Annotated in this window: 23 protein-coding genes; 4 read left to right on the top strand and 19 right to left on the bottom strand. The window is 67.5% G+C overall.

The annotated features are described in order from the left end of the window. From lpxA to IEV99_RS13155, 12 genes are all read right to left on the bottom strand, one after another. Window positions 1-810, bottom strand: coding sequence for an acyl-ACP--UDP-N-acetylglucosamine O-acyltransferase (gene lpxA / locus IEV99_RS13100; RefSeq protein WP_188518219.1), 810 nt, complete (start codon window positions 808-810; stop codon window positions 1-3). Further along, the gene (gene fabZ / locus IEV99_RS13105; RefSeq protein ID WP_188518220.1) at window positions 807-1,283 is read right to left on the bottom strand and encodes a 3-hydroxyacyl-ACP dehydratase FabZ; all 477 of its coding nucleotides are present in this window, start codon (window positions 1,281-1,283) and stop codon (window positions 807-809) included. The genes lpxA and fabZ overlap by 4 nt, the downstream gene beginning before the upstream one ends. 46 nt (window positions 1,284-1,329) lie before the next feature. Then, window positions 1,330-2,394: a UDP-3-O-(3-hydroxymyristoyl)glucosamine N-acyltransferase gene (gene lpxD, locus IEV99_RS13110; RefSeq protein WP_188518221.1), complete on the bottom strand. Its 1,065-nt coding sequence runs from the start codon at window positions 2,392-2,394 to the stop codon at window positions 1,330-1,332. Between the two features lie 49 nt (window positions 2,395-2,443). Then, window positions 2,444-4,840 (bottom strand): outer membrane protein assembly factor BamA, encoded by a 2,397-nt coding sequence (gene bamA / locus IEV99_RS13115; protein WP_188518222.1) that lies wholly within the window; start codon window positions 4,838-4,840, stop codon window positions 2,444-2,446. A gap of 225 nt (window positions 4,841-5,065) precedes the next feature. Next, on the bottom strand, window positions 5,066-6,208 hold the full coding sequence (gene rseP, locus IEV99_RS13120; protein ID WP_188518223.1) for an RIP metalloprotease RseP: 1,143 nt from the start codon (window positions 6,206-6,208) through the stop codon (window positions 5,066-5,068). A gap of 118 nt (window positions 6,209-6,326) precedes the next feature. Next, window positions 6,327-7,493, bottom strand: coding sequence for a 1-deoxy-D-xylulose-5-phosphate reductoisomerase (gene dxr, locus IEV99_RS13125; RefSeq protein ID WP_188518224.1), 1,167 nt, complete (start codon window positions 7,491-7,493; stop codon window positions 6,327-6,329). Window position 7,494: 1 nt separating this feature from the next. Next, a complete protein-coding gene (locus IEV99_RS13130) occupies window positions 7,495-8,349 on the bottom strand; it encodes a phosphatidate cytidylyltransferase (RefSeq protein WP_188518225.1) in 855 nt (284 codons plus the stop codon). Continuing rightward, complete coding sequence (locus IEV99_RS13135) at window positions 8,346-9,119, bottom strand: isoprenyl transferase (protein ID WP_188518226.1); 774 nt, start codon at window positions 9,117-9,119, stop codon at window positions 8,346-8,348. Before IEV99_RS13135 ends, IEV99_RS13130 begins: the two co-directional genes overlap by 4 nt. Window positions 9,120-9,142: 23 nt before the next feature. Then, window positions 9,143-9,703: a ribosome recycling factor gene (gene frr / locus IEV99_RS13140; protein ID WP_188518227.1), complete on the bottom strand. Its 561-nt coding sequence runs from the start codon at window positions 9,701-9,703 to the stop codon at window positions 9,143-9,145. Between the two features lie 86 nt (window positions 9,704-9,789). Beyond that, window positions 9,790-10,503: a UMP kinase gene (gene pyrH / locus IEV99_RS13145; protein ID WP_188518228.1), complete on the bottom strand. Its 714-nt coding sequence runs from the start codon at window positions 10,501-10,503 to the stop codon at window positions 9,790-9,792. Between the two features lie 70 nt (window positions 10,504-10,573). Then, window positions 10,574-11,500, bottom strand: coding sequence for a translation elongation factor Ts (gene tsf / locus IEV99_RS13150; protein ID WP_188518229.1), 927 nt, complete (start codon window positions 11,498-11,500; stop codon window positions 10,574-10,576). Window positions 11,501-11,650: 150 nt separating this feature from the next. After that, window positions 11,651-12,673: a 30S ribosomal protein S2 gene (locus tag IEV99_RS13155; RefSeq protein ID WP_188518230.1), complete on the bottom strand. Its 1,023-nt coding sequence runs from the start codon at window positions 12,671-12,673 to the stop codon at window positions 11,651-11,653. Window positions 12,674-12,900: 227 nt separating this feature from the next. On the opposite strand from IEV99_RS13155, the gene IEV99_RS13160 reads away from it, so the two are divergent. Together IEV99_RS13160 and IEV99_RS13165 are read left to right on the top strand one after the other, a co-directional pair. Next, a complete protein-coding gene (locus IEV99_RS13160; RefSeq protein ID WP_188518231.1) occupies window positions 12,901-13,908 on the top strand; it encodes a Tim44 domain-containing protein in 1,008 nt (335 codons plus the stop codon). Window positions 13,909-14,296: 388 nt separating this feature from the next. Beyond that, a complete protein-coding gene (locus IEV99_RS13165; protein ID WP_188518232.1) occupies window positions 14,297-15,676 on the top strand; it encodes an aspartate aminotransferase family protein in 1,380 nt (459 codons plus the stop codon). Between the two features lies 1 nt (window position 15,677). Here the strand turns inward: IEV99_RS13165 and IEV99_RS13170 are convergent, their stop codons facing one another. The 4 genes from IEV99_RS13170 to IEV99_RS13185 form a co-directional block, all read right to left on the bottom strand. Next, window positions 15,678-16,235 carry an ATP-dependent Clp protease proteolytic subunit gene (locus IEV99_RS13170; RefSeq protein ID WP_188518233.1) on the bottom strand — a complete coding sequence of 186 codons (558 nt, stop codon included), beginning with the start codon at window positions 16,233-16,235 and terminating at the stop codon, window positions 15,678-15,680. 85 nt (window positions 16,236-16,320) lie between these two features. Next, on the bottom strand, window positions 16,321-17,295 hold the full coding sequence (locus IEV99_RS13175; protein ID WP_188518234.1) for a magnesium transporter CorA family protein: 975 nt from the start codon (window positions 17,293-17,295) through the stop codon (window positions 16,321-16,323). A 70-nt stretch (window positions 17,296-17,365) separates the two neighbouring features. Next, window positions 17,366-18,700 carry an 8-oxoguanine deaminase gene (locus IEV99_RS13180; protein ID WP_188518235.1) on the bottom strand — a complete coding sequence of 445 codons (1,335 nt, stop codon included), beginning with the start codon at window positions 18,698-18,700 and terminating at the stop codon, window positions 17,366-17,368. 57 nt (window positions 18,701-18,757) lie between these two features. After that, on the bottom strand, window positions 18,758-19,135 hold the full coding sequence (locus IEV99_RS13185) for a hypothetical protein (protein ID WP_188518236.1): 378 nt from the start codon (window positions 19,133-19,135) through the stop codon (window positions 18,758-18,760). Window positions 19,136-19,285: 150 nt separating this feature from the next. Between IEV99_RS13185 and IEV99_RS13190 the strand changes: the two genes are divergently transcribed. Then, on the top strand, window positions 19,286-19,564 hold the full coding sequence (locus tag IEV99_RS13190) for an acylphosphatase (protein WP_188518237.1): 279 nt from the start codon (window positions 19,286-19,288) through the stop codon (window positions 19,562-19,564). Between the two features lie 2 nt (window positions 19,565-19,566). Here IEV99_RS13190 and IEV99_RS13195 read toward each other — a convergent pair whose 3' ends face one another. The 3 genes from IEV99_RS13195 to IEV99_RS13205 are packed head-to-tail and all read right to left on the bottom strand — an operon-like array spanning window position 19,567 to window position 22,650. Further along, entirely contained in the window at window positions 19,567-19,881 is a 315-nt protein-coding gene (locus tag IEV99_RS13195; protein ID WP_188518238.1) for a lipid-A-disaccharide synthase N-terminal domain-containing protein, read from the bottom strand. Next, window positions 19,881-20,642, bottom strand: coding sequence for a glycosyltransferase family 2 protein (locus tag IEV99_RS13200; RefSeq protein ID WP_371875791.1), 762 nt, complete (start codon window positions 20,640-20,642; stop codon window positions 19,881-19,883). The genes IEV99_RS13195 and IEV99_RS13200 overlap by 1 nt, the downstream gene beginning before the upstream one ends. 28 nt (window positions 20,643-20,670) lie before the next feature. Beyond that, on the bottom strand, window positions 20,671-22,650 hold the full coding sequence (locus IEV99_RS13205) for an ArnT family glycosyltransferase (RefSeq protein WP_188518240.1): 1,980 nt from the start codon (window positions 22,648-22,650) through the stop codon (window positions 20,671-20,673). 257 nt (window positions 22,651-22,907) lie between these two features. Here IEV99_RS13205 and IEV99_RS13210 point away from each other — a divergent pair, with 257 nt between their 5' ends. After that, window positions 22,908-23,228 (top strand): hypothetical protein, encoded by a 321-nt coding sequence (locus tag IEV99_RS13210; RefSeq protein ID WP_188518241.1) that lies wholly within the window; start codon window positions 22,908-22,910, stop codon window positions 23,226-23,228. The last annotated feature ends 50 nt before the right edge of the window (window positions 23,229-23,278 follow it).

Here is a 23,278-nt window from a genome sequence, read left to right on the forward strand (position 1 = left end):
TCAACCCTCGTGCGCGTCGCGCGGGGTGCAGATGGAGCGGCTGCCGCCCTCACGAATAAAGGCGAGGATTTCCTGCACGACGCCATGCCCGTCAAATGTCCCTGCCACGTCCTCGACGCGCTCCTGCAAGGTGCCCTCGTCGGCGAACAGCAGGCGGTAGGCCTTGCGGATGTCGTGGATGACCTCGCGCGAGAAGCCGCGGCGCTTCAGCCCAACGATGTTGAGCCCGGCCAGATGCGCCCTGTTTCCGAGCGCGATGCCATACGGGATGACATCGTTTTCCACGCCCGACAGCCCGCCAATAAATGCGTGCGCGCCGATGCGGCAATACTGGTGCACGGCTGCGCCGCCGCCGATGATGGCGAAGTCCTGCACGGTGCAGTGCCCGGCCAGCATTACGTTGTTGGAGAAGATGACGTTGCTGCCGACCTTGCAGTCATGCGCCACGTGCGCGCCGGTCAGGAACACGCATTTGTCGCCCACCGTGGTGGCAAGCCCGCCGCCCTCGGTGCCGGGGTTCATGGTGACGCTCTCGCGGATCATGCAGTCCGCCCCGATGGTGAGCGTCGAGGGCTCTCCGTGAAACTTCAGGTCCTGTGGCTGGTGCCCGATGGACGCGAACGGGAAGATCTTAGCCCGCGGGCCGATGCTGGTCCGGCCGGCCAGCACCACATGGCTGACCAGCTCGCCGTCGTCGCCAAGCTCCACGCCCGACCCGACCATGCAGAACGGGCCGATTTTCACGCCGGCGCCCAGCTTTGCGCCCGGTTCGACGATTGCGGTGGGATGAATGCTGGTTTCCGCGCTCATTCCATCACCAGCATGGCGCTGAGCTCGGCTTCGGCGACGATCTTGCCGTCGACCTTCGCCTCGCCGCGATACCACCACATGTTGGCGCGCTGGCGCATCTTGGTCATGTGGTACTCGACCACGTCGCCGGGCTCCACGGGCTTGCGGAACTTAACCTTGTCGATGGTCATGAAGTAGACGAGCTTCGGCCGGGTCGAGCCCATCTTGGCGTTCACGCAGAGCGCGCCGGCGGTCTGGGCCATTCCCTCGATCAGCATCACGCCCGGCATCACGGGCCGCTGCGGGAAGTGCCCCTGGAACTGGGGCTCGTTCATGGTGACGTTCTTGATGCCGACACAGCTCTCGTCGCTGTTCATGTCGCGGATGCGATCGACCAGCAGAAACGGATAGCGGTGAGGCAGGAGATCCATCACCCGCATGATGTCGGCGTAGCCAAGAGTGGTCGCGCCAGGCGTCGTGTCCGTCTCGGTCATCGGCAAAGGCCTCGTGGGTCGCGTCGAGCCGGCTGCGCGCCGCCGACTAGTCTTCCGGGTCCTGCGGCGCAGAGCCGCCCTTCCGCTTCGCAAGATTGGACAGGGTCGTCAACTCCCGCACCCATTGGCGCATCGGCTTGGCGGGCGTGCCGCCCCAGCGTTGGCCCGGCGGGACGTTGTCGGCGACGTTGCTCGCCCCCGCGATCTGGGCGCCCGCGCCAATGTGGATGTGGCCGACGATGCCGACGGAGCCGCCCAGCACCACGAAATCCCCAAGGGTCGTACTGCCCGAGATGCCCACATTGGCGACGATCACGCAGTGCCGGCCGATCACGACGTTGTGGCCGATCTGCACGAGGTTATCGATCTTGGTGCCTTCGCCGATCACCGTGTCCCGGTTGGCGCCGCGGTCGATGGCCGAGTTCGCCCCGATCTCGACATCGTTCTGGATGATCACGCGGCCGATTTGCGGAACCTTGAGGTGCCCCTGCGGCCCCATCGCGAAGCCAAAACCGTCCTGGCCGATTCGCACGCCGCCATGAATGATCACGCGGTCGCCGATCAGCGCGTTGTTCACCGAAGCATTCGGCCCGATCGCGCCGTTGCGGCCCACCCGCACCTGCGGGCCGATCACCGCGTTGGCGCCGATCACCGTTCCGGAACCGATCTCGGCGCCGGGACCCACCACCGCGCCGGGATCGACCGTCACGCCCGCTTCGAGGCGCGCCTCTGGATGTACGAAGGCGCCCGGAGCCACCCCGGTCGCGCCGAAGCTAGACTGCGGCCGCATCGCGTCGGGAAACAGTCGCGCGGTCACCATCGCGCACGCGCGGTAGGGCTGGCCCACCACCATCGCGATCACGTTGTCCGGGACCTTGTCGACGAATTTTGGCGCCACCAGGCAGGCCCGCGCGCGGGTCCGCTCCAGGTCAGGCACGTAGCGGGGGTTGTCGAGGAAAACGAGATCGCCCGGCCCAGCCGCATCGAGCGGCGCGACGGAGTCGATCGTCAGGGCGCCGTCGGCGTCATCCGGAAGCTTGGCGCCCGTCAAGGCCGCAATTTCGGCCAGCGAAATGGCTCCGGCGAGCCGGAAGAAGACGGGATCTGTCATCTTGGCTCCGACGGCTACGCCCCGGACGGTGAATCCGGGGCGTCCGTCATCAGAAGCTGGTGCCGCCCGAGAAGCGGAACACCTGTGTCCGGTCACCCTGCGCCTTCGTGATCGGATAGGCGAGGTCAAAGCGGATGGGGCCGAGCGGCGACTGCCATAGGATGCTGCCGCCCACCGACGACCGGATCTTGTGGTCGTCAATGACGCTCAGCGTCGTCGGGTAGGTCGAGACGGCCGTCGGCGGGATCAGGCCGGAGAAGTTCTTGCGACCCTCGTAGCCGAACAGCGTGCCGGCGTCTGCGAAGACGGCGCCCTTGAAGCCCAGCTCACGCGGCAGGCCGAAGATCGGGAACTGCACCTCGGTGGAGCCGCCGAAGTAGGTCGAGCCGCCAAGCGCGTTGTTCTTCGGATCGGCGCGGTCGCGCGGGCCGATGCCCGACGGCGCGAAGCCGCGAACAAGGCTCGGTCCAAGGAAGAACTGGTCAGTGATGCGCAGATCGTTGCCGCCATAGGCAAAGATATTGCCGCCCTGGACCTTGACCATGCCGACGAAGTCGTCGGACAGCTCATGGTAGTAGCGCGCCTCGCCGGTGGTGCGAACCCACTTGGAATCGCCACCAAGGCCGGCGAAGTCCTGCTTAACCTCGGCGTAAATGCCGGAGCGCGGGTTCTTGTTGTTGTCGAGCGTGTTGTAGTTGAGCGTATAGCCCACCGCCGACGTCAGATAAGAGCCTGCCGCCTCCTTGAGAGCCAGCGACGCTTCGCCATTCTGCAAGCACTCGAGAAGGGTCTCGCCGGCGCTGAGCGGATAGAAGCAGTCGTTGAATGGCTTGGAGTAGGTGTTCGGGATCTTGATGTGCTGCTGGTACAGCGAGTACCGGAACAGCACGCTGGACTCTTCGGTGAGCGGCAGACCGAGACGCAGGGTGCCGCCGGTCATCCGGTTCTCGTAGTAGGAGTACCGGGTGTTGTCGCTCTGCTTGGAGAACAGGTCGAAGCCGACCGCCATGCGGCGATCCAGGAAATAGGGCTCGGTGAACGAGAACTCGACGCCCTTGGAGTACTGCCCCGTCGAAACTGCGGCGCGCACATACTGGCCACGGCCGAGGAAGTTGGTCTCGGTAACCGAGAGCTCGGCGATGAAGCCGTCCGACGTCGAGTAGCCGCCAGAAATCGCGAACGCGCCGGTCGGCTGATCCTCGACATCCACGTTCACGACGACGCGGTCCGGCGTGGAGCCCGGCTCGTTGGAGATGCGGACCTTCTTGAAGTAGCCGAGGTTGTTGAGGCGGCGCTCCGCCTTGTCCATCAGCACCTTGTTGTAAGCGTCGCCCTCGCCCACGTCGAACTCGCGACGGATCACGTAGTCGCGCGTGCGGGTGTTGCCGCGGACGTTGATGCGCTCGATGTAGACGCGCGGGCCTTCCTCAACCACGTAGCTGAGGTTAATCGTGCCGGTCGCGGGGTCGCGGTCGCCGCGCGGGCGAACCTGCGAGAACGCGTAGCCGCGGCTCGCCACCTCGGTGGTGAGCGCCTGGAGGGTCTTCTCGACCTCCTCGGCGTTGTAGACGCTGCCGGCAGAAGTCTTCACCTTGCCGCGCAGGCGCTCGGGGTCGATGTCGGCGATCTTCGACTCAACGCCGACATTGCCGACGCGGTACTGCTGGCCCTCGTCCACCGTCACGGTGATGCGGTAGCCGCTCGACGCTTGGTCGAACTGGACGTCGGTGTTGACGACGCGGAAGTCGGCGTAGCCATGCTTCAGGTAGAAGCGGCGCACGAGCTCCAGGTCTGACTGGATCTTGTCCGGGTCATAGACGTCGGAGGTCTTGAGCCAGGAGAGGAAGTTGCTCTCCGTGGTGGTCATCTGGTCGCGCAGGCGTCCCGATCCGTAGGCTTTGTTGCCGACGAACTCGATCGCCTTCACGCCCGTCTTGTCACCCTCGTTGATGGTGTAGACGACGTCCACGCGGCCGTTCTCGAGCGGGACGATCCGTGAGCTGACGGTCGCAAGGCTGCGGCCGCCGCGGCTGTAGATTTCCTTGATGCGCTGGACATCGGCGTCCATCGTGGCCTGGCTGAACGGGCCACGGGCCTTGGTGCTCATCTCGGGGGCGAGCTGCTCGCTCTTGAGCTTCTTGTTGCCCTCGAAAACGACGCGGTTCACCACTTCGTTCTCACGCACCGCGACCACCATCTGGCCGCCGCGCTGGGTCACGTTCACGCTGGAGAACAATCCCGTCGCGAGCAGGTCCTGACGGGCCTGGGCGGCCGGCTGGCCGGTCACGTACGAGCGAATCGTCTCGGCGTCGACCCGCCGATTGCCTTGAACGACAACGCTTTGGGCGAAGGCCGGAGCCCCCATTGCCACAACCAGGGCGATGCTCACCGCCGTCTGCTGGAGCGCGCGCGACCTGCGCCGCAATCCGCCAGTCTCGAAAGCCATCGAGTAACCCGCCCTTGTTTCTTTTAACCCAACCCGGGGAACCAACTGGCTCACCCGGATGTCCCGAACGTACCCGACGCATCTACCAAGTTTCACTCTCGCTGCAAATGACGAATGCAGCGAACAGGTCGAATCCGGGTCCGCGTGGCGATGATGACACTTAGCGCATGGTTAACGCCCCGCTCCGGCTCAACCCGGAACGGGGCGTCACAACTTCAGAGATTCTTAGAGAGAGACGAGGTGAACCACGTCATTGAACGTCGTGAAGAGCATCAGCATCACGACCAACGCGAGCCCGACGCGGAAGCCATACTCCTGCGTCCGCTCGCTGAGCGGCCGACCCCGGATGGCCTCGAACGCGTAAAACAGGAGGTGACCGCCATCCAGAAGCGGCACCGGCACCAGGTTGATCAGGCCGATGGACACCGACAGGATCGCGGCCAGATTCAGCAGCGCAACGATGCCGTTGGTCGCCACCTGCCCAGATATCTGGGCGATTCGGATGGGACCGGAGAGCTGGTCGGTGCTTTCGGTGCCGGCAAAGAGGCCGCCCACATAGGCGCCTGTCCGCTCGACGATGAACCAGGTTTCCTCCACCGCGCCCTTGAGAGAGGCGCCGACGCCGAGGGTCTGTTGCTTCAGGTCGGCCGGATCGCGCGATCCCTGAAGACCCAGCATGCCGAGCCGCTGCTTGCCGAACGGCGTGTTGATGACCTTGAGCTCAGGCGTCGCCGTGACGGTGATTTCCTTGCCGGCGCGCTCCAGCGTGATCCGTAGCGGCACGCCCGGCGAGGTCGAGATGATCCGCTGCATGTCCGCGAAGCTGTCGACCGGGCGTCCCTCGATCGCCAGCACCATGTCGTTGCTCTGCAGACCGGCCTTCGCGGCGGCGCTCGATTCGACGACCTGCTCGATTCGCGGGGCAAGCACCTGGCGCCCGTAGGTCAGGTTCATCGCGCTGAACACCGCGATGGCCAAGATGAAGTTTGCAATCGGCCCCGCCGCAACTACGGCCGCCCGCTTCCACACCGGCTGGAAGTGGAAGCTCACCGCCCGTTCCTCGGGCGACATCACCCGCAGCGCCGAGCCGTCCGGCGTGCTCGCCGCGCCGGAGTCGCCGAAAAACTTGACGTAGCCGCCGAGCGGCACCGCGCAGACCTTCCAGCGCGTGCCATGGCTGTCCGTGAACCCGAACAGCTCCGGCCCGAAGCCGAGCGCGAAAGCCTGCACCCGGATGCCGCACCAGCGGCCCACGATGTAATGCCCAAACTCGTGGATGAAGATCACAATGACCAAAACGAAAAGGAACGGCAGGATGTAACCGCCAGCGGACCCAGCCCAACCCGCCAGCGTCTCAAAGATCGTCATGTCGAAACCTCAAAGGGCCCGCGCCAAACCACGCCGCCATCGTCGTGGGCAGGCGAAGAATAGTGCGAAGCGGGAGCGCCGTCGTGAGAGAGTGAATAGTTGGTTAACATGTCCAATTCTAGGCTGTGCCAACTACGGACAGTGTCGCGGCCCGTACTTCGGCGTCCAGCGCCAGGGCGGCCTCGACGCTTTCCAGCACCCCGGCCTCCGTCGCCGCGCCGAAGCGGTCGAGCATCGTGGCGCACAGCGCCGCCATGTCTCCGAACCGGATCCGGCCTTCCAGGAACGCCGCCACCGCGACCTCATTGGCGGCGTTGAGCACTGTCGGCGCCCCTGCCCCGACCGCCAGCGCGTCGATGGCGAACTGCAGCGCCGGGAAGCGGTCCATGTCGGGCTCCTCGAAGTCGAGCCGCGCGATGGAGGCGAGGTCCAGCCGCCGCGCCGAGGTTCCGAGCCGTTCCGGAAAGCCCAGGCAATGCGCGATCGGCACGCGCATGTCCGGAACCGCGAGGCCCGCCACCACGGCACCGTCGCTGAACGACACCAGCCCGTGCACGATGGATTGCGGGTGCACCACCACGCCCAACGCCTCCGGCGGCACGCCGAAGAGATGGTGCGCCTCGATCAGCTCCAGCCCCTTGTTCATCATCGAGGCGGAATCGATGGTGATCTTCGCGCCCATGGACCAGTTGGGGTGCGCGAGCGCCTGCTCGCGCGTGGCGCCGGCGATGCGCTCGGCCGGCCAGGTGCGGAAAGGCCCGCCCGACGCGGTCACGATCATCTGCTCGATCTCGTCCGGGCGATGGCGCCCGAGCGCCTGGAAGATCGCGTTGTGCTCGGAATCCATGGGCAGGAGCGTGGCGCCCGCCGCGCGCGCGTCGCGCATGAAGGGCGCGCCCGCGCACACGAGGCACTCCTTGTTCGCGAGCGCAACCGTGCGGCCGGCCTGGACGGCGGCGTGGGTGGGGCGCACGCCCGCCGCGCCCACAATGGCGGCGACCACGATGTCGGCCGGGCGCAGCGCCGCCTCCATGACCGCGCCCTCCCCGCCCGCCGAGCCGATCCCGGAGCCCGACAGCGAGGCGCGCAGGGCCGGCAGGGAGCGCTCGTCCGCGATGGCGGCGAACCGGGCGCCAAGACGAATGGCCATCTCGGCCAGCGCGGCCGCGTCGCGTCCGCCGACCACCGCCTCGACGGAAAAGCGGTCCCGGTTGGCCGACAGAATGTCCGCCGTGGACCGCCCCACCGAACCCGTCGCCCCGAGAATGCTGACGCGCGTGGCCATGTCAGCCCCGCGCCATGAAGTAGAGAAACAGCGCCATAAGCGCATTCACGGCCCAGAACGAATCGAGCCGGTCGAGCACGCCGCCATGGCCGGGTATCAGTTGGCTTGAATCCTTGGCTCCGAAACGCCGCTTCATGGAGGATTCGAACAGGTCGCCGCCCTGCGACAGCACCGCTGCGAAAATCGTCAAAGCCACCAGCGCGACGCCGCCAAAATGCCAGCCAAGCCCGAAGGACGCGCTCGCCACCCGCACAACCGCAAGCCCCGCGATGCTGCCGCCCGTAATGCCGCCGATAAAGCCCGACCAGGTCTTCTTTGGGCTGACGCGTGGCCAGAGTTTCGGCCCGCCGAGCGTCCGCCCGACGAAATAGGCCGCGATGTCGGTGATCCACACCACGGCGAAAACCCACAGGACGCCGACGAGCCCGAAGGCCGGGTCGCCGCGCATGTCGATCGGCACGATCGCGAGCACGGCCGCGTAGAGCACGCCGAGCCCCGCCCAGCCGCGGTTCACGGGCGAGACGCCGGCGGCCAGAACCGCGCCGACCAGCGCCACCACCCAGGCCCGGGGCTCCGGCGCATCGGACATCTCCGCCATGGAGCCCGCCAGCGCGATCGCAACCCCGCCGGTCGCCCAGGCGGCGGTGAGGCGAACCCCGCCGAGGCCCACAAGCCGCAGCCACTCGCGCAGCGCAAGGATCGCCGCCAGCGTCCAGAACAGCCCGAAAAGCCAGCCGCCGGTCCAGGCGGTCAGCAGCGCGACGCCAGCCATCACAAGGCCGGACAGGATCCGCAGCATCAGTTCGGACAGACCGCGCGGCGTTGCGGGAGCGACCGGCGGCGCGGGCTCGCTCAAGCGCCTGCTCCCCGACGGGCCGAAAGCCCGCCGAAGCGGCGATCCCTCAGGTGAAAGCTGTCGATCGCGGCCCCGAGGGCTGCCGCGTCGAAATCGGGCCAGAGCACGGGGGTGAACACGAATTCCGCATAGGCCGCTTGCCAGAGCAGGAAATTGGAGAGCCTGACCTCGCCCGAAGTGCGGATCACGAGGTCGGGGTCAGGGATATCCGCCGTCCAGAGCCGCCCGGCGAAGAGCTCGGGCGTGATCGCGTCGGGGTCGATGCGTCCTTCAGCGGCATCCCGCGCCAGCGCGGCAGCGGCTTCGGCAATCTCCTGGCGCGAGCCGTAGTTGAACGCGACCACGAGCGTCAGACCCGTGTTGCCGGCCGTCAACACCTCGGCTTCGGTCAGCAACGCCGCAATGTCGTCCGCCAAGCCCTTGCGAGAACCAAGGATGCGCACCCGCACGTTATTCTGGTGCATGTCGGCCAGGTCGTTCCGGATGAAGCGCTTCAAAAGCCCCATCAGGAAGCCGACCTCTTCGGCCGGACGGCTCCAGTTCTCGGAGGAGAAGCTATAGACCGTCAGGTACCGTACGCCGAATTCCTTGGCGGCCCGAACGGTGCGCCGCAGCGCCTCGACACCCTTGCGGTGGCCCTCGAAGCGCGGCAACCCACGGGCGGCGGCCCAACGGCCGTTTCCGTCCATGATGATGGCCACATGCGCGGGCGCTGCGCCGCCGCCTTGCGGGGCGGGAGGATCGTCGGCCGGCTCGGTCCTAGGCCCCATGGGCGCGTTCCTCGTTCGGCGACCTAGACCTGCATGATTTCCTTTTCCTTCACCACCAGCGCCGCCTCGATCTCGGCGATCGTCTGGTCGGTGGCTTTCTGGACGAGCTCGGACTGACGCTCGAGGTCGTCCTTGGACATGTGTCCGTCCTTCTCGAGCTTCTTCAGCAGGTCAAGCCCGTCGCGGCGGACGTGCCGGGCGGCGACGCGGGCCTCCTCGGCATATTTGTGCGCGACCTTGACCATTTCCTTGCGGCGCTGCTCGTTGAGCTCGGGGATGCGGATGCGCATCACCTGACCCTCGGTCGAGGGGTTCAGGCCGAGATTGGAATCGCGGATCGCCTTCTCGACGGCGTTGACCATGCCGCGGTCCCACACCTGCACGGTCAGCAGGCGCGGCTCGGGCACGTTGATGGTTGCGACCTGGCTGATGGGCATGTTCGCCCCATAGGCGTCCACCACGATGGGATCGAGCAACGACGGCGTCGCGCGCCCGGTCCGCAGGCTCGCGAGATCCTTGCCGAAAGCCTGGACGGCGCCAGCCATGCGGCGCTTGACGTCGGAGAGGTCGAATTGCGTACTCATCGTGACACCCGGATTCTCACTCATCTGTCGCAATGGGCTTACGCCCGCCCGCCGGGACGTTCAAGGCCCGAGGCGGCGCAACCCCGTCAAGGCGTAACGCGCGTCGCCGGCGCTTCGCCCTTCAGGATCGCGGTGATCGCACCCGCGCCATGCGCCGAGCCGACGATGATGGGCAACCTGTTTTCCCGCGCAAGCGCGAATGCGGCCGTATCCATCACTTTCAGGTCCCGATGAATGGCTTCGTCATGCGTGATCACGTCGAACCGCGTCGCGGTCGGATCCTTCTTGGGGTCCGCCGAATACACGCCGTCCACCTGAGTGGCCTTCAGGACGGCGTCGCAATTCAGTTCGATGGCGCGCAGAACCGCGGCCGTGTCGGTTGTGAAGAACGGGTTGCCGGTGCCGCCTCCCAGCACAACGACGCGCCCCTTGGCGAGATGATGCAGCGCGGGCTGGCGCGCATAAGTCTCGCAGATGGAGGGCATCGACACCGCCGACATGGTGCGTGCCGGCGCGCCGGCGTTCTCCAGGGCGCTTTCCAGCGCGATGGAGTTCATCACGGTCGCCAACATTCCCATGGCGTCCGCGGTGGCGCGGTCGATCCAGCCCGCCGCCCCCACCTTGGCGCCGCGGATCACGTTGCCGCCGCCAATCACCACAGCGATTTCGAATCCGGCGTCCACGGCCTGCTTCAGGTCCGTCGCCAGCGTCGTCAGCGTTTGCGGGTTCAGCCAGTAGCCGTCCGTGGCGATCAGAGCCTCGCCCGACAGCTTCACCAGAACACGTTTGCCGACGATCATGCGTTTGCTCCGCGCAAAATGAGGCCTTCACATAAAAACGGCGGCGCTGGGCGCCGCCGTTTCGAGCCGTTCAGGCCTGGCCGCCGGCCGCGGCCGCGACTTCCGCCGCGAAGTCCGTTTCCTGCTTCTCGATGCCTTCACCCAGCGCGTAGCGGTGGAAGCCTGTCACCTTGATGGCGCCGCCGATGCGACCCTCGGCTTCCTTCACGGCCTGCGCGACCGACTTGGAGCCGTCATGGACGAAGGCCTGCTCCAGGAGGCAAACCTCCTTGTAGTAGGTCTTCAAGCCGCTCTCGGTGATCTTCTCGAGCACATGCGCGGGCTTGCCGGCGTTCTTCTCGGCCAGCACGGCCTTTTCACGGGCGACGACGGCCGGGTCGAGGCCCGAGGCGTCCAAAGCCTGCGGGCTGGCGGCCGCGATGTGCATCGCCACCTGGCGAGCGAGCGCCGACAGCTCGGCCGTGTTGCCGCCCTCGGACTCGAGCGCCACGATCACGCCGATCTTGCCGAGACCCGGCGCAACCAGGTTGTGGATGTACTGGCCGATCACGCCCTTGTGGACCTGCAACTCGGCGGCGCGACGCAGCGTCATGTTCTCGCCGATGGTCGCGATGGTGTTGGCGATCGCCTCCTGGACGGTGCCGCCGCCCGGGTAATGTGTGCCGGCCAGCTTCTCGACATCGGCCGACTTCTCCAGCGCGACATCCGCGATCGTGCGGGCGAGAGCCTGGAATTCCTCGTTGCGGGCGACGAAGTCGGTCTCGGAGTTCACCTCGACGACGACGCCGCGGTTGTCGTGCACCGCAACCGCGACGAGACCCTCGGCGGCGATGCGGCCGGACTTCTTGGCGGCCTTCGCGAGGCCCTTGGTGCGCAGCCAGTCAATGGCCTGCTCGATGTCGCCGCCGTTGGCCTCGAGGGCGGCCTTGCAGTCCATCATGCCCGCGCCGGTCTTCTCGCGCAGGTCCTTCACCAAAGCGGCGGAAATCGTAGCCATGGTTCACCTTTCGATCGATCACGTGAAAACACGGGAACGGCGGCCGCTCCCGTGATTGAGCGACGCCATCGCGCCGCCATCGAAACACTTCGCCAGCGGCGCGGGGATGGCCGCCCCCGAGGGCGGCCATCCGGCGCGCGGAGCGTCTGCTTATGCGGCTTCGAGCAGAGCGCGAGCCTGGGCGACCCAACCGTCACGCTCGATGCGGCCATTCAGCTTGGCGGTCGCGTCGACCTGGGCCACGTCGGCCGGGGTCATGGCGGCGAACTGCCAGTAGTGGAACAGGCCGGTCTCGTTCAGCTTCTTCTCGAGCTGCGGGCCGACGCCGGTCAGCTTGGACAGGTCGTCCGGAGCGCCGCGGGGAGCCGCGAGCAGCTCGAAAGCTTCGCCGGTCGGCGAACCCGCGTCGGCGGCGGCCGGAGCCGGAGCGAGTTCCTCCTCGACCGGAGCCTCCATCTCGCCGATGTCGATGCCGAGAGCGCCCTGGCCACGCGAAATGCCATCGATGGCGGCGCGCGAAACGAGGTCGCAATACAGCGCGATGGCGCGGCCGGCGTCGTCATTGCCCGGCACCGGGAAGGTGATCCCGTCCGGATCGCAGTTGGTGTCGACGATGGCGGCCACCGGGATGCCGAGACGCTTGGCCTCCTGGATCGCCAGCTGCTCCTTGTTGGTGTCGATCACAAAGATCAGGTCGGGCACGCCGCCCATGTCCTTGATGCCGCCCAGGGCGCGCTCCAGCTTCTCCTTTTCACGGGAGAGCATCAGGCGCTCCTTCTTGGTGAGGCCGGCGGCGCCGGCCGCGAGCGTCTCGTCGACCTTGCGCAGCCGCTGGATGGAGCCCGAGATCGTCTTCCAGTTCGTCAGCATGCCGCCGAGCCAGCGGGAGTTGACGTAGTACTGGGCCGAACGCTTGGCGGCGTCAGCGATGGAGTCGGCCGCCTGGCGCTTCGTGCCAACGAACAGCACGCGGCCGCCGCGCGACACCGTGTCGGAAATCGCCTGCAGGGCGCGATGAAGCATCGGCACCGTCTGGGCGAGATCGATCACGTGGATATTGTTGCGGGTGCCGAAGATGTACTGCTGCATCTTCGGGTTCCAGCGGTGCGACTGGTGGCCGAAATGGGCGCCGGCCTCGAGGAGCTGGCGCATGGAAAAATCGGGCAGAGCCATGGTGTTCTACTTCTCCGGTTGAGCCTCCGCGGACAGTGAGCCGGGCGATATCGCCCGGGTGGCACCGGAACGGCAATGAAGCCGAAAGTCCGCGTGTGGAATGCGCGCGCTTATAGTCGCCAAGCCCCGGAAGCGCAAGCGCATGCCCCCTTTGAAATTCCTTAGGAGCCTCCCCATATGCTCAACCGGTGGGCAGGACGCCCATGAAAGGCCCTTACGGTAGGACCATGACCCTTCTCAAGACCTCGCGGCCCGGCCGCGTTCTCTTCACTGCGGCGGCCATTATCGCGCTTGGCCTTGGAGCCGCAGAGGCCAGGCCCGGCAAGGGCGGCAGCTTCGGCAGCCGCGGCGCGAACACCTTTTCCGCGCCGCCCTCCACCGCGACCGCGCCTCGCACGGCCGCCCCGATCGAGCGTAGCATCACGCAGCCCGGCGCGCCTTCTATGGCGGGCCAGACGACTGGCGCGACCCGCGGCGGCCTCTTCAGCAAGCCCGGCTTCGGCATGGGCCTGATGGGCGGCCTGCTCGGCGCCGGCCTCCTTGGCGCGCTGATGGGCAACGGCTTCTTCGGCGGCCTGGGCGGCGTCATGTCGTTCCTCGGCCTCATCATCCAGCTCGCGCTGGTGTTCTTCGTGGTGCGCTTCGCCATCAACTGGTTCCGCAACCGCAACGGCGCGCCCGCTCCCCAGCGTCCCGCCATGGCGGCGGCCGGCGCCGGTCCGGGCGATGCGCCCGGCATGCAGCGCAGCGCGCTCGGCGGCGCGACTGGCGGCGCGGGTTTCGGCGGCTTCGGCGGGGCCCAGCCCCAGCCGGCTCCGGCCGTGACGCCCATCGAGGTGGCGCCGGCTGACTTCGAGTCGTTCGAAAAGCTTCTCGGCGACATCAACAACGCCTGGGACGCCGAGAACGAAGGCGCGCTGCGCCGGTTCACGACGCCCGAGATGGCGAGTTATTTCGGCCAGGAGCTGGCCGACAATGCCGCCAAGGGCCTGCATGACCGCGTCAAGGACGTGAAGCTCCAGCAGGGCGACCTGGCTGAAGCCTGGCGCGAGGGCTCAACGGATTACGCCACGGTTGCGATGCGCTTCTCGGTGGTGAATGCCCTGTTCGAGCGCGCCTCCGGCAAGGTGGTCGAGGGCGACCCCGTGAAGCCGCAGGATGTTACCGAGATCTGGACGTTCCGCCGAGACGCCGGCGACGGCTGGAAGCTTTCGGCGATCCAGCAGCAGGCGTAAGCCTGGAAAGAATGAAGAACGAAGGCCGGGAGCGATCCCGGCCTTTTTCGTTTGGGCAAACCTGGGCCGGAACACTGGTCGTTTCGCTTCTTGGGGAAGCACGCCGCAGCACACCCTCCCTTTGAGGGGGAGGGTCAACGGCCAAAGGCCGGCGAGGTGGGGTGCAGCCCGGGCAGTTCTCTCGACCGAAAGCCAGTGCTTCGCCCAGCGTCACCCCACCCCGCCGCTGCGCGGCGACCCTCCCCCTCAAGGGGGTGGTGGCGCTTCGAGCGCCTCGCTTCCCTCCCCGCCCGACGCAAGGGAGCCATTCCGCGCCCGATTTGCCTTTGACGCGGGGGGAGCGCGTCCCCAAGATGCCGGCCTTCACCCATCGAGTATGTGAACGGCCATGCTGACCAACCTGCAGACGCGCGACGTCGAGACCATGATCCACCCCTACACCAACCTGGCGGCCTTCCGCGAAGCGGGCCCGCTGGTGTTGGAGAGCGGCAAGGGCGTGTGGGTCTATGACAGTGACGGCAAGCCCTACATCGAGGGCATGGCCGGCCTCTGGTGCACGTCGCTGGGCTACAGCAACGAGGAACTGGTCGAGACCGCGCGCGAGCAGATGTCGCGCCTGCCGTTCACTCACATCTTCGGCGGCAAGAGCAACGATCCGGCGATCGAGCTGGCCGAGAAGCTGAAGGAGATCGCCCCCATGCCGGTCTCCAAGGTGCTGTTCGGCGCCTCGGGATCGGACGCCAACGACACGCAGGTGAAGCTGGTCTGGTACTACAACAACGCCATCGGGCGGCCGGAGAAAAAGAAGATCATCGCCCGCATCAAGGGCTACCACGGCGTCACGGTGGCTTCGGCGTCGCTGACCGGCCTGCCGGCCAACCACACCGACTTTGATCTGCCGATCAAGAACATCCTCCACACCTCCTGCCCGCACTACTACCGCTTCGGCAAGGACGGCGAGACCGAGGAGGAGTTCGCCACCCGCTGCGCCGACGAGCTCGAGGAGCTGATCCTCAAGGAGGGCCCCGAGACGGTGGCGGCCTTCATCGCCGAGCCGGTGGGCGGCGCGGGCGGCGTCACGGTGCCGCCGGTCGGCTACTACGAAAAGATCCAGCGGGTGCTGGACAAGTACGACGTGCTGTTCATCGCCGACGAGGTGATCACGGGGTTCGGCCGGCTCGGCACGATGTTCGGTTCCGAGGCGGTCGGCATGCGCCCTGACACGATGTCCTGCGCCAAGGCGATCACGTCGGCCTACTTCCCGGTCTCGGCCGTGATGATCCCCGAGAAGATCTACGCCGCCATGCTGGACGAAAGCCGCAAGATCGGCACCTTCGGCCACGGCAACACCTATGCGGGCCACCCCGTCGGCATGGCGCTGGGCGTGAAGACCATCGAGATCTACCAGCGCGACAACATCGTCGGCCACGTGCAGTCGATGCTGCCGGGCTTCTGGAAGCACCTGGACAGGCTGCGGGATCACCCGCTGGTGGGCGAAGTGCGCGGCAAGGGCATGGTGGCGGGCATCGAGCTGGTGGCCGACAAGGCCACCAAGCGCGCCTTCGACATCAAGAAGACCATCGGGGCCAAGGCCACCAACCTTGCCCAGCAAGAGGGCCTGATCGTCCGCAACCTGGGCGACACGGTCGCGATCTGCCCGCCGCTGGTGATCAACGCCGGTGAGGTCGACGAGCTCTTCGACAAGCTCACCCGTGCGCTGGACCGCCTCGAGGCGCATGTGCGCAGCGAGAACCTGCGCGCCGCGTGACCTAGCGCTGGCGCACGTTCATGGCCTGGATGTCGCGGCGGTCAAGCCACGCGATGTCCGGCGCCGCCGTGGCGATCATCTTGCCGATTACGGTGCGGGGCACGCCGTAGCGCTCGGCGTATGACGCCATCACGGCCGTGCCCCGGTCGCTGGAGCCCGAGCGCGTATAGGCGGTGTGGACGCCGATGCGCGCCGAGCGCGCCGCAAGCCGCCTGGGGCTGGCCGCGAAGATCATGAAGCAGCCGCTCGCGCAGGTGCCCGCCACCAGCGCGGGGATGCGCCGCCGTCGCACCGTCTCGGCGATCGCGATGCTTTCGCCGAGGTACCCGCCCGGCGAATCCAGCGCCAGCATGCCGATCGGCTGGCGGGCCTCGTCCAGAGCAAGCAGCATCTCGGCGAAGCGCAGGCTGTCGCCGGTGTCGATCTTGCCCTGGATGATCACCGCCACGGGCCCGCGCTTGGGCTTCACCACGACAAGATCCGCCGCTTGCGCGCCGGCCATGCCGGCCGCGCCGGCCAGAACGCTCGCTAGTCCCAAGAAGATGGCCCGGAAACGCATGCGGAGTACTCCCTGAGCGGGCAGACTCGCCGTCCCGGAACGCAGCGTCAACACGCGCCCGTTGCGACGAAAAGCCCACCTTCTGCTAGAACCAGCCGCGTCGCTTGAACCACAGCAGCGGAATAGCGCCGCTGAGCACGATGACGACGAGCGAGAGCGGGTAGCCCCAGAGCCAGTCGAGCTCGGGCATGTGCTTGAAGTTCATGCCCCACACGCCGACCATGATGGTTGGCGGAATGCCCACCACGGACGCGATAGTGAGCACCTTGAACACGTCGTTCTGCTCGATGCTGATATAGCCGAGCACGGCGTCCAGCAGGAACTGCGTCTTGTTGGAGACGTGCGCCTCGTAGTCGTTCAATGAGGCGATGTCGCGCGACACGGCCGCGAGACGGTTCTGGAATTCGGCCGGGATCCACTCCCGGCCAACCTCCTGCGTGAAGGCGGCGATGCGCCCCACCCCCAGCAGCACGTCGCGAGCCATGGATACGCGGTCGCCGATGGCCCCGATCCTGGTCAGGGTCAGGCGCAGCCGCTGGGTGGACCGGACCGCATGACGCGGATTGGACGGATCGCCGCGAAAAGCCTGCCGGGACAACCGGTCGAGCTCCGCGCCGAGGCTTTCCAATACGTCCGCGCCCCGGTCGACCACGGCCTCCAGCAAGGCCGTGAACACGCCAAGCGCGCTCGCCAGGGACTTGTCCTTGCGCACGGTCTCGACCACGGCGTCGAACGCGCTGAGCTCGGCGTAGCGGATCGTGACCAGCAGCTTGGGCGCGAGCACGAAGCCGACCGGCGACAGCATCGGCCCCTGGGCGTCGTTCTTTCCCACGATGGGCGTGCTCAGGTAGAGGACGCCCTCCTCGGCGATGAGCCGGCTCGACGCCTCGATCTCGCTGAGCGCATCGCGATCTGGCACCCTTACCCGGGCCCGCTTCTCGACGAATTCGCGTTCCTCGGGCGTGGGGTCGAACAGGTCGAGCCAGATCACCTCGCCCGGCAGATCGGGATCGGTGCTCGTGCGGACCGTGCCGGCTTCGTCGCGATAAAGGGTGAGCAAGTGCGGCTGGCCTTCCTGGATTTCGGGATCAACGGCGAGACCGCGCCGCGGTTGCGCCGCGCGCGGGCGATCAGCCGAAACGCCGCGCCGCGCGGCCGTGCTCGGCCCGCAGCGCCGCAAGGTCGACGCCCACCGGCATGGCGTCGATCACCCTCCACTGGCCCGCCACCATCACGCGGTCGGCGCGGTGCGCCCCGCACAGCACCAGCGCGGCGATGGGGTCGTGCGCGCCCGAGAACCTCAATTCGTTCAGCGTGAACAGCGCGAGGTCGGCCTGCATGCCGGGCGCGATCGCGCCGATGTCGTCGCGCCCGAGGCATCGCGCCGAACCTGTGGTCGCCCAGCGCAACGCGTCCAGGTGCGTCACGCGGCTCGCCGAGCCGTAGTGGAGCCGCCCCACCATCACGGCGTGCCGCACGGCTTCCATCATGTTGGACGAATCATTGGACGCCGAGCCGTCCACCCCGAGGCCGACCGGCGATCCCGCGGCCTCAAGATCCAGCGTCCGGCAGAAGCCCGACGCCAGGGTGGCGTTGGAGGTCGCGCAATGGCAGACCCCGACGCCGTGCCGGCCCAGCCGCGCGAGCTCGCCGTCGTCGAAGTGGATGCCGTGGGCGAGCCAGGTCCGGCCAGAGAGCCAGCCCGTGTCCTCCAGCAGGTCCACGGGACGGCAGCCATAGGTCGCGACGCAGAACGCGTCCTCGTCGCGTGTTTCGCCCAGATGAGTGTGGAGGCGACAGCCAAAGCGCTCGGCCAGCTTGGCGCTCTCGGTCATAAGCCGCCGCGTCACCGAGAAGGGCGAACACGGGGCCAGCGCAACCTGGGTCATCGAGCCCGGGCGCGCATCGTGGAACAGCGACAGCACACGCTCGCTGTCGGCCAGGATCTCGTCCTCTTCCTGCACCACGCTGTCGGGTGGCAGTCCGCCGTCCTTTTGCGACAGGTTCATGGACCCTCGCGTCACGGTGACCCGGATGCCGAGCGCCCTCGCCTCTTCGACCTCGATGTCGATGGCGCGCTCGAGCCCGCGCGGAAACAGGTAGTGGTGGTCCGCCGCCGTGGTGCAGCCCGACAGCAGCAGCTCCGTCAACGCAAGCCGGACCGCAACCCGGAAGCTGTCCGGATCAAGCCGCGCCCAGATCGGATACAGCGCCTGCAGCCAGGGAAAAAGCTCGCGGTTGATCGCCGCCAGATGGGCGCGCGTCAGCGTCTGGTAGAAATGGTGGTGGGTGTTGATCAGGCCCGGCAAGACGACGTGGCGGGACGCGTCGAAAATTGCGTCCACGTCGGCGGGATCAGGCGCGGCCGCCGGAACGAGTTGGGCGACTGCGCCATTTTCGACCACGACGCCGCGCCCTGCCCCCTCGGCCAGGATCGCGATCGGGTCCTTGATCCAGAGCCGCATCCATCCCCCTCAGGCCGGCTGGCGCGCCGATCCGGCGCGCCGTTTCGCCGGGAGCGCTCAGGGGCAGATGTAACCGTTCTGGCCGTCCGAGGTGCAGCGGGCGCCATTGGGCAGAACGACGCCGCCGGCTCCGTCGGCGCTGACGCGGGCGCCGTTGGGCAGCGTGAAGCCGCCGCCCGGCTCGGCCGCCACGACGGTGCCGTCGGGCAGGATGTAGCTGCCGGTTCCCGTGTAGGCGATGCGCTTGGCGGCTGGCGCCGACGGCGCGGGTGGCGGCGCCACGACGGCTGGCGTGGTGACGGCGACCCGGGTGGGAGTCGAAACGCAGGCCGCGAGGCCCGTCGCAACCAAAGCCAAGACTACAATGCGCATCGAAAACCTCTCGTTAGACCCATACTCGCGGTCGGTCGCCCCGTAGACGATCGGCCCCGCCATTCCGTTCCGCCTCCGGCGCAAGGCGACGATTCGACATCGCGCGATCGCAGTATAATTCCATACTGCCGCCGAACGCCAAAGCTCTCGACTTTTTGGGCCGAGACGTTTGATCGCAATCCAACCCGCCCCACGCAATCGGACCAGCGCACCATGGCCAGAACCGTTCACGTCATCGTCTTCGGCAAGGTCCAGGGTGTCGGCTACCGCGCCTGGACCGAGTACAAGGCCAGGATGGCGGGCCTGTCCGGATGGGTCCGAAACCGCCGGGACGGAACCGTCGAGGCGCTGTTCTCCGGCGAGCCCGATGTTGTGGACGCCATGGCGCAGGCCTGCAGCCGGGGTCCACGCCTCTCGGCGGTGGAAGACGTCGTCACGACGGAGCGCGAAGAGGAGCCCGCGCCGGGCTTTCAGGTGCTCCCCACGGCATGAGCCTAGTCGCGTTCCTTCAGGATCAGCATGACGTTGCGCACATAGATGAACACTGACATGGCTTGCCCCAGAATAATCACGGGTTCTCGCCGGACGATGCCATACACCAACGTCATCAAGCCGCCAGCGAGCGAAAAAAACCAGAACGCCATCGGCATCACGCTCTTGCCGGCTTTTTCGCTGGCGATCCACTGCACCAGAAACCGCGCCGTGAACAGAAGCTGGGCTCCGATTCCGAACGCGAGCCAAAAGTCGAAGCGGGCGATGAAAACGTCCCAGAGATAATCCGCGAGGCCGTGCGAGAAGGCGACGAGCATCAGGGCGTCTCCCGCCCAAAGGGCGCTTTGATCTCGGTTGCGACCGGCGCCGTACGACGCCGCCGAATGAGCCACCACACGCCGGCGAGGTCCAGGATGCCGACCCAGAGGCGGTCGAAGAAGCCATAATTCGAAACGCCGGTGAGCCGCGGCCGATCCACGACGTCCACCAGGACGACCTCGTAGCCTTCGCGCCGCACCAGAGCGGGCATGAAGCGATGAAGGGCGTCGAAATAAGGGAGCGAAAGGTAGACGTCCCGCCGCAACGCCTTGAGCCCGCAGCCGGTGTCGCGTGTGCCGTCGCGCAGCACCCGCGAGCGCACCCCGTTGGCGATGCGCGACTGCAGCTTCTTGAAGCCCGTGTCCTTCCGCCCGAGGCGTTGCCCGGCCGCGAGGCCGGCGGACGCGCCGGCCGCGTCCAGCGCCTCGACGAGCTTGGGGATGTAGGCAGGGTCGTTCTGGCCGTCGCCGTCGATGGTGACGACGATCGGCGCGGTCGCGGCGCGCACGCCGCTCCGCACCGCGGCGCTCTGCCCGCAACTGCGGGCATGCCGGATCTGCCGGAGCCATGGCCGCGTCGCCATCAGGTCGACAAGGGCGCCCTCGGTCGCGTCTGTGGAGCCATCATTGACGTAGACGACCTCGAAAACGCCCAGCCGAGCGCAGGCGGCCTCGATCTCGGCCACAAGCGGGCCGACATTCCCGGCCTCGTTTCGGACGGGAACCACGACGCTGATGCGGGGTGATGCTGGCGCGTTCATGGACATCGGATCGGCGCAGCGCGCTCCCTCATGGGGCCTTGGGGGCGTCGGCGGGAGCAGCCTTGACCGGATCCACCGGAGGCGGCGCTTCGGCGGCGGGCGGCGTCCCGGCCGGTTTCTCAGGCTCCGCCGGAGGGGCTGACGGCGCAGGCGTATCCTGGACGGGCGCGGCAGGCGAAGGCGGCGGGCTCGGCGTGGCTTCAACCGGAGCGGCTGGCGCAGCTTCGGGCGCCGGTTTGAGGTCCTCGATGGGCCGGGCGGGATCTGCCGCAGGCGCCGCTGGACCAGCGGCGGGCGGAACACTGGCGGCCGGGGTCTCCTGCCTCCAGTAGACGCCGATGTCGAGCTTGCGACCGCCATTCAGGTTCAGGCCCTGGACGCGATCGGATAGCCGAGCGATTAGGCCAGCGTTGCGGGCTGCCTCAATGAATTGCGGCTCCATGGCGCTGACCACGAAAACCGCCCTACACCCGGGGCCGGCCAGGAACTGCGCCGCGCCGGCTCCGTCCGTCATCGTCAGGTTGGTGCCGCTCAGGAACACCAGGCTCGGCTCCCGGAAGCCCGCCGTCGCGAGCTCCGGCCCGCGGCAGGCGCCCGCTCGTTCGGCGGCCTGCACGGCTGCGACCAGGCGCGGGCTGATCGCCACCGTCCGGAACTGCGGAACCGCAAACGCATAGGCGCCCCAGGCCACGACGGCGGAGGCCGCAACCGCCTGCACGGCCGCAGTGCCGAACAAGCCATCCATGGTGGAACGCCACGCCGCTATCGCGACGCCGAACGCCGCCAGCAGCAGCAGCAGCGCGACGATAGGGATAGTGCGCTCATACAGCACGAACCCGGCCGTCACGGCGGCCAGCAGCGCCAGCGCGAGCAGCGGCAACAGGCCGGCGGCTGCCTTCGGCCCCCAACCGCGCATCGCCAGCGCGCCCTCCTCGGCCGCAAGGGCCGTCAGGATCGCAAGCGCTGGATAAAGCGGCAGCACGTAATGCGGGAGCTTGGTTGGTACGAGCTCAAATACGATCCACATGGGCAGCGCCCACGCGATCGCAAACAACACCGTCGGGGTGCGCCGCGCGCGCCAGACAAAGGGCAGCGCCAGCAGGAAAAACGGCGCGAGCGGCCAGCCCGTGCCCAGGAAGGCTGCCAAATAGGTCCCGGGAGGCGCGCCGTGCGATTCCTTGCCGCTGCCCACCTTGGCGAGCATGTCCTGCCCTACAGCCTCCTGGAAAAAGGCGACGCCGCTTTTCATCGTGATGGCGACGAACCACGGGGCGACGATCAGGATCAGGATCGCGAACCCCGGCAGCGGCCGAAGCCGTCCCAACCAGCCGATCCGCCTGTCCGCGATCGACAGCACCAGCGCGGCGAGCCCGACCACGGCTGGCGTGATCGGCCCCTTCACGAGAACGCCGACGCCCATCGCAATCCAGAACGCCGCGAACCACCCCCACGAGAGGCGCCAGGTGCGGTCGTCCTGGTTCATGTAAACCCGCGCCAGCGCGGCCATCGTGATCGCCACCGTGGCGGCGATCACCGCGTCCGTCTTGGCCAGGCGCGCCTCGACGCCGAGCAGGATGACGGCTGAAAATAAAAGCGCTGCGACAAAAGCGGCACGCCGCGTGGTCAAGGCCGCCGCAGCCGCATAGGTGAATAGCACCGCCATGATGGCGCCGAGCGCGGATGGCAGGCGATAGAGCCAGATTGTTGTGCGCGCCTCCGGCACACCCAGCGCCTCGCCGGCCGAAACCGCAGCGGCCTGCATCCAATAGATGCCGACCGGCTTCTTGTGCCGGGCCTCGCCTTGGAAGCGGATATCCACAGGGTCGCGCGTCTCCAGCATCTGCTTGGTGGCCTGCGCAAAGCGCGGCTCGTCGCGGTCCATGGGCGGCAGCGAGCGCAGTCCAGGGGCGAACAGCACCAGGCAGGCGAGCAACAAGGCGGCCACGGCCCGCGCATGGCTGGCCTCGACGAACCCGAACAGGCGCTCAATGAGCGGCGGCGTGGACATGGCGACCTCGGCAAGGCCTCGCGACAGTGAGAGGCGTCCCTCCCGAGCCGAGGCGGCTCGCGCGGAGCCATAGAGGCTTTCGCCCGGATTTCCAACCCGCTTCAGACGCGAAGCCGCACGCGCCGGGAACACGCGGCCTCCCACGGCATTGCAGAATGTCTTCGTTCGACGATAGACGGCTTGTGCGCTGGCGCACATGTGGGTGAAAGCTGTCAGGCGAGCATCAATCACGGCGCATGCCGTGCCTGGAGAATGGCGTGTCACGGATCGGAGCTCTTCAGGACGAACTCACCCGGCAATTGCGCGCCATCGGCCGGCGCGGGGATCTGACCGAGCCCGAGCTCCGCGCCATCATGCGCGCCGTGCGGCTCGCCTTGCAGGACCCCTCCCCCGAGATGCTGCGCGCAGGCTGGGGCGGCCACCTGAACCTCGCCAGCGAACTCGGCGAGCAGTTCGCGCGCGACGACTACGCCCGCCTTGTCGAAGCCGCGCTGGACGGCCCCATTCCAGCGCCGCCGCATCCCAATGGCGACGATCGCCCGGCCCACCAAGGCAGCGCCTGCATGGCGCAGGACTGAGCGCCCCCTGAAAACGAAGCGGGCGACGCCCGACGCGCCGCCCGCCTACG

The sequence above is a fragment of the Alsobacter metallidurans genome, from assembly GCF_014636935.1.
In the GTDB taxonomy this organism is placed as follows: Bacteria; Pseudomonadota; Alphaproteobacteria; order Rhizobiales; family Beijerinckiaceae; genus Alsobacter; species Alsobacter metallidurans.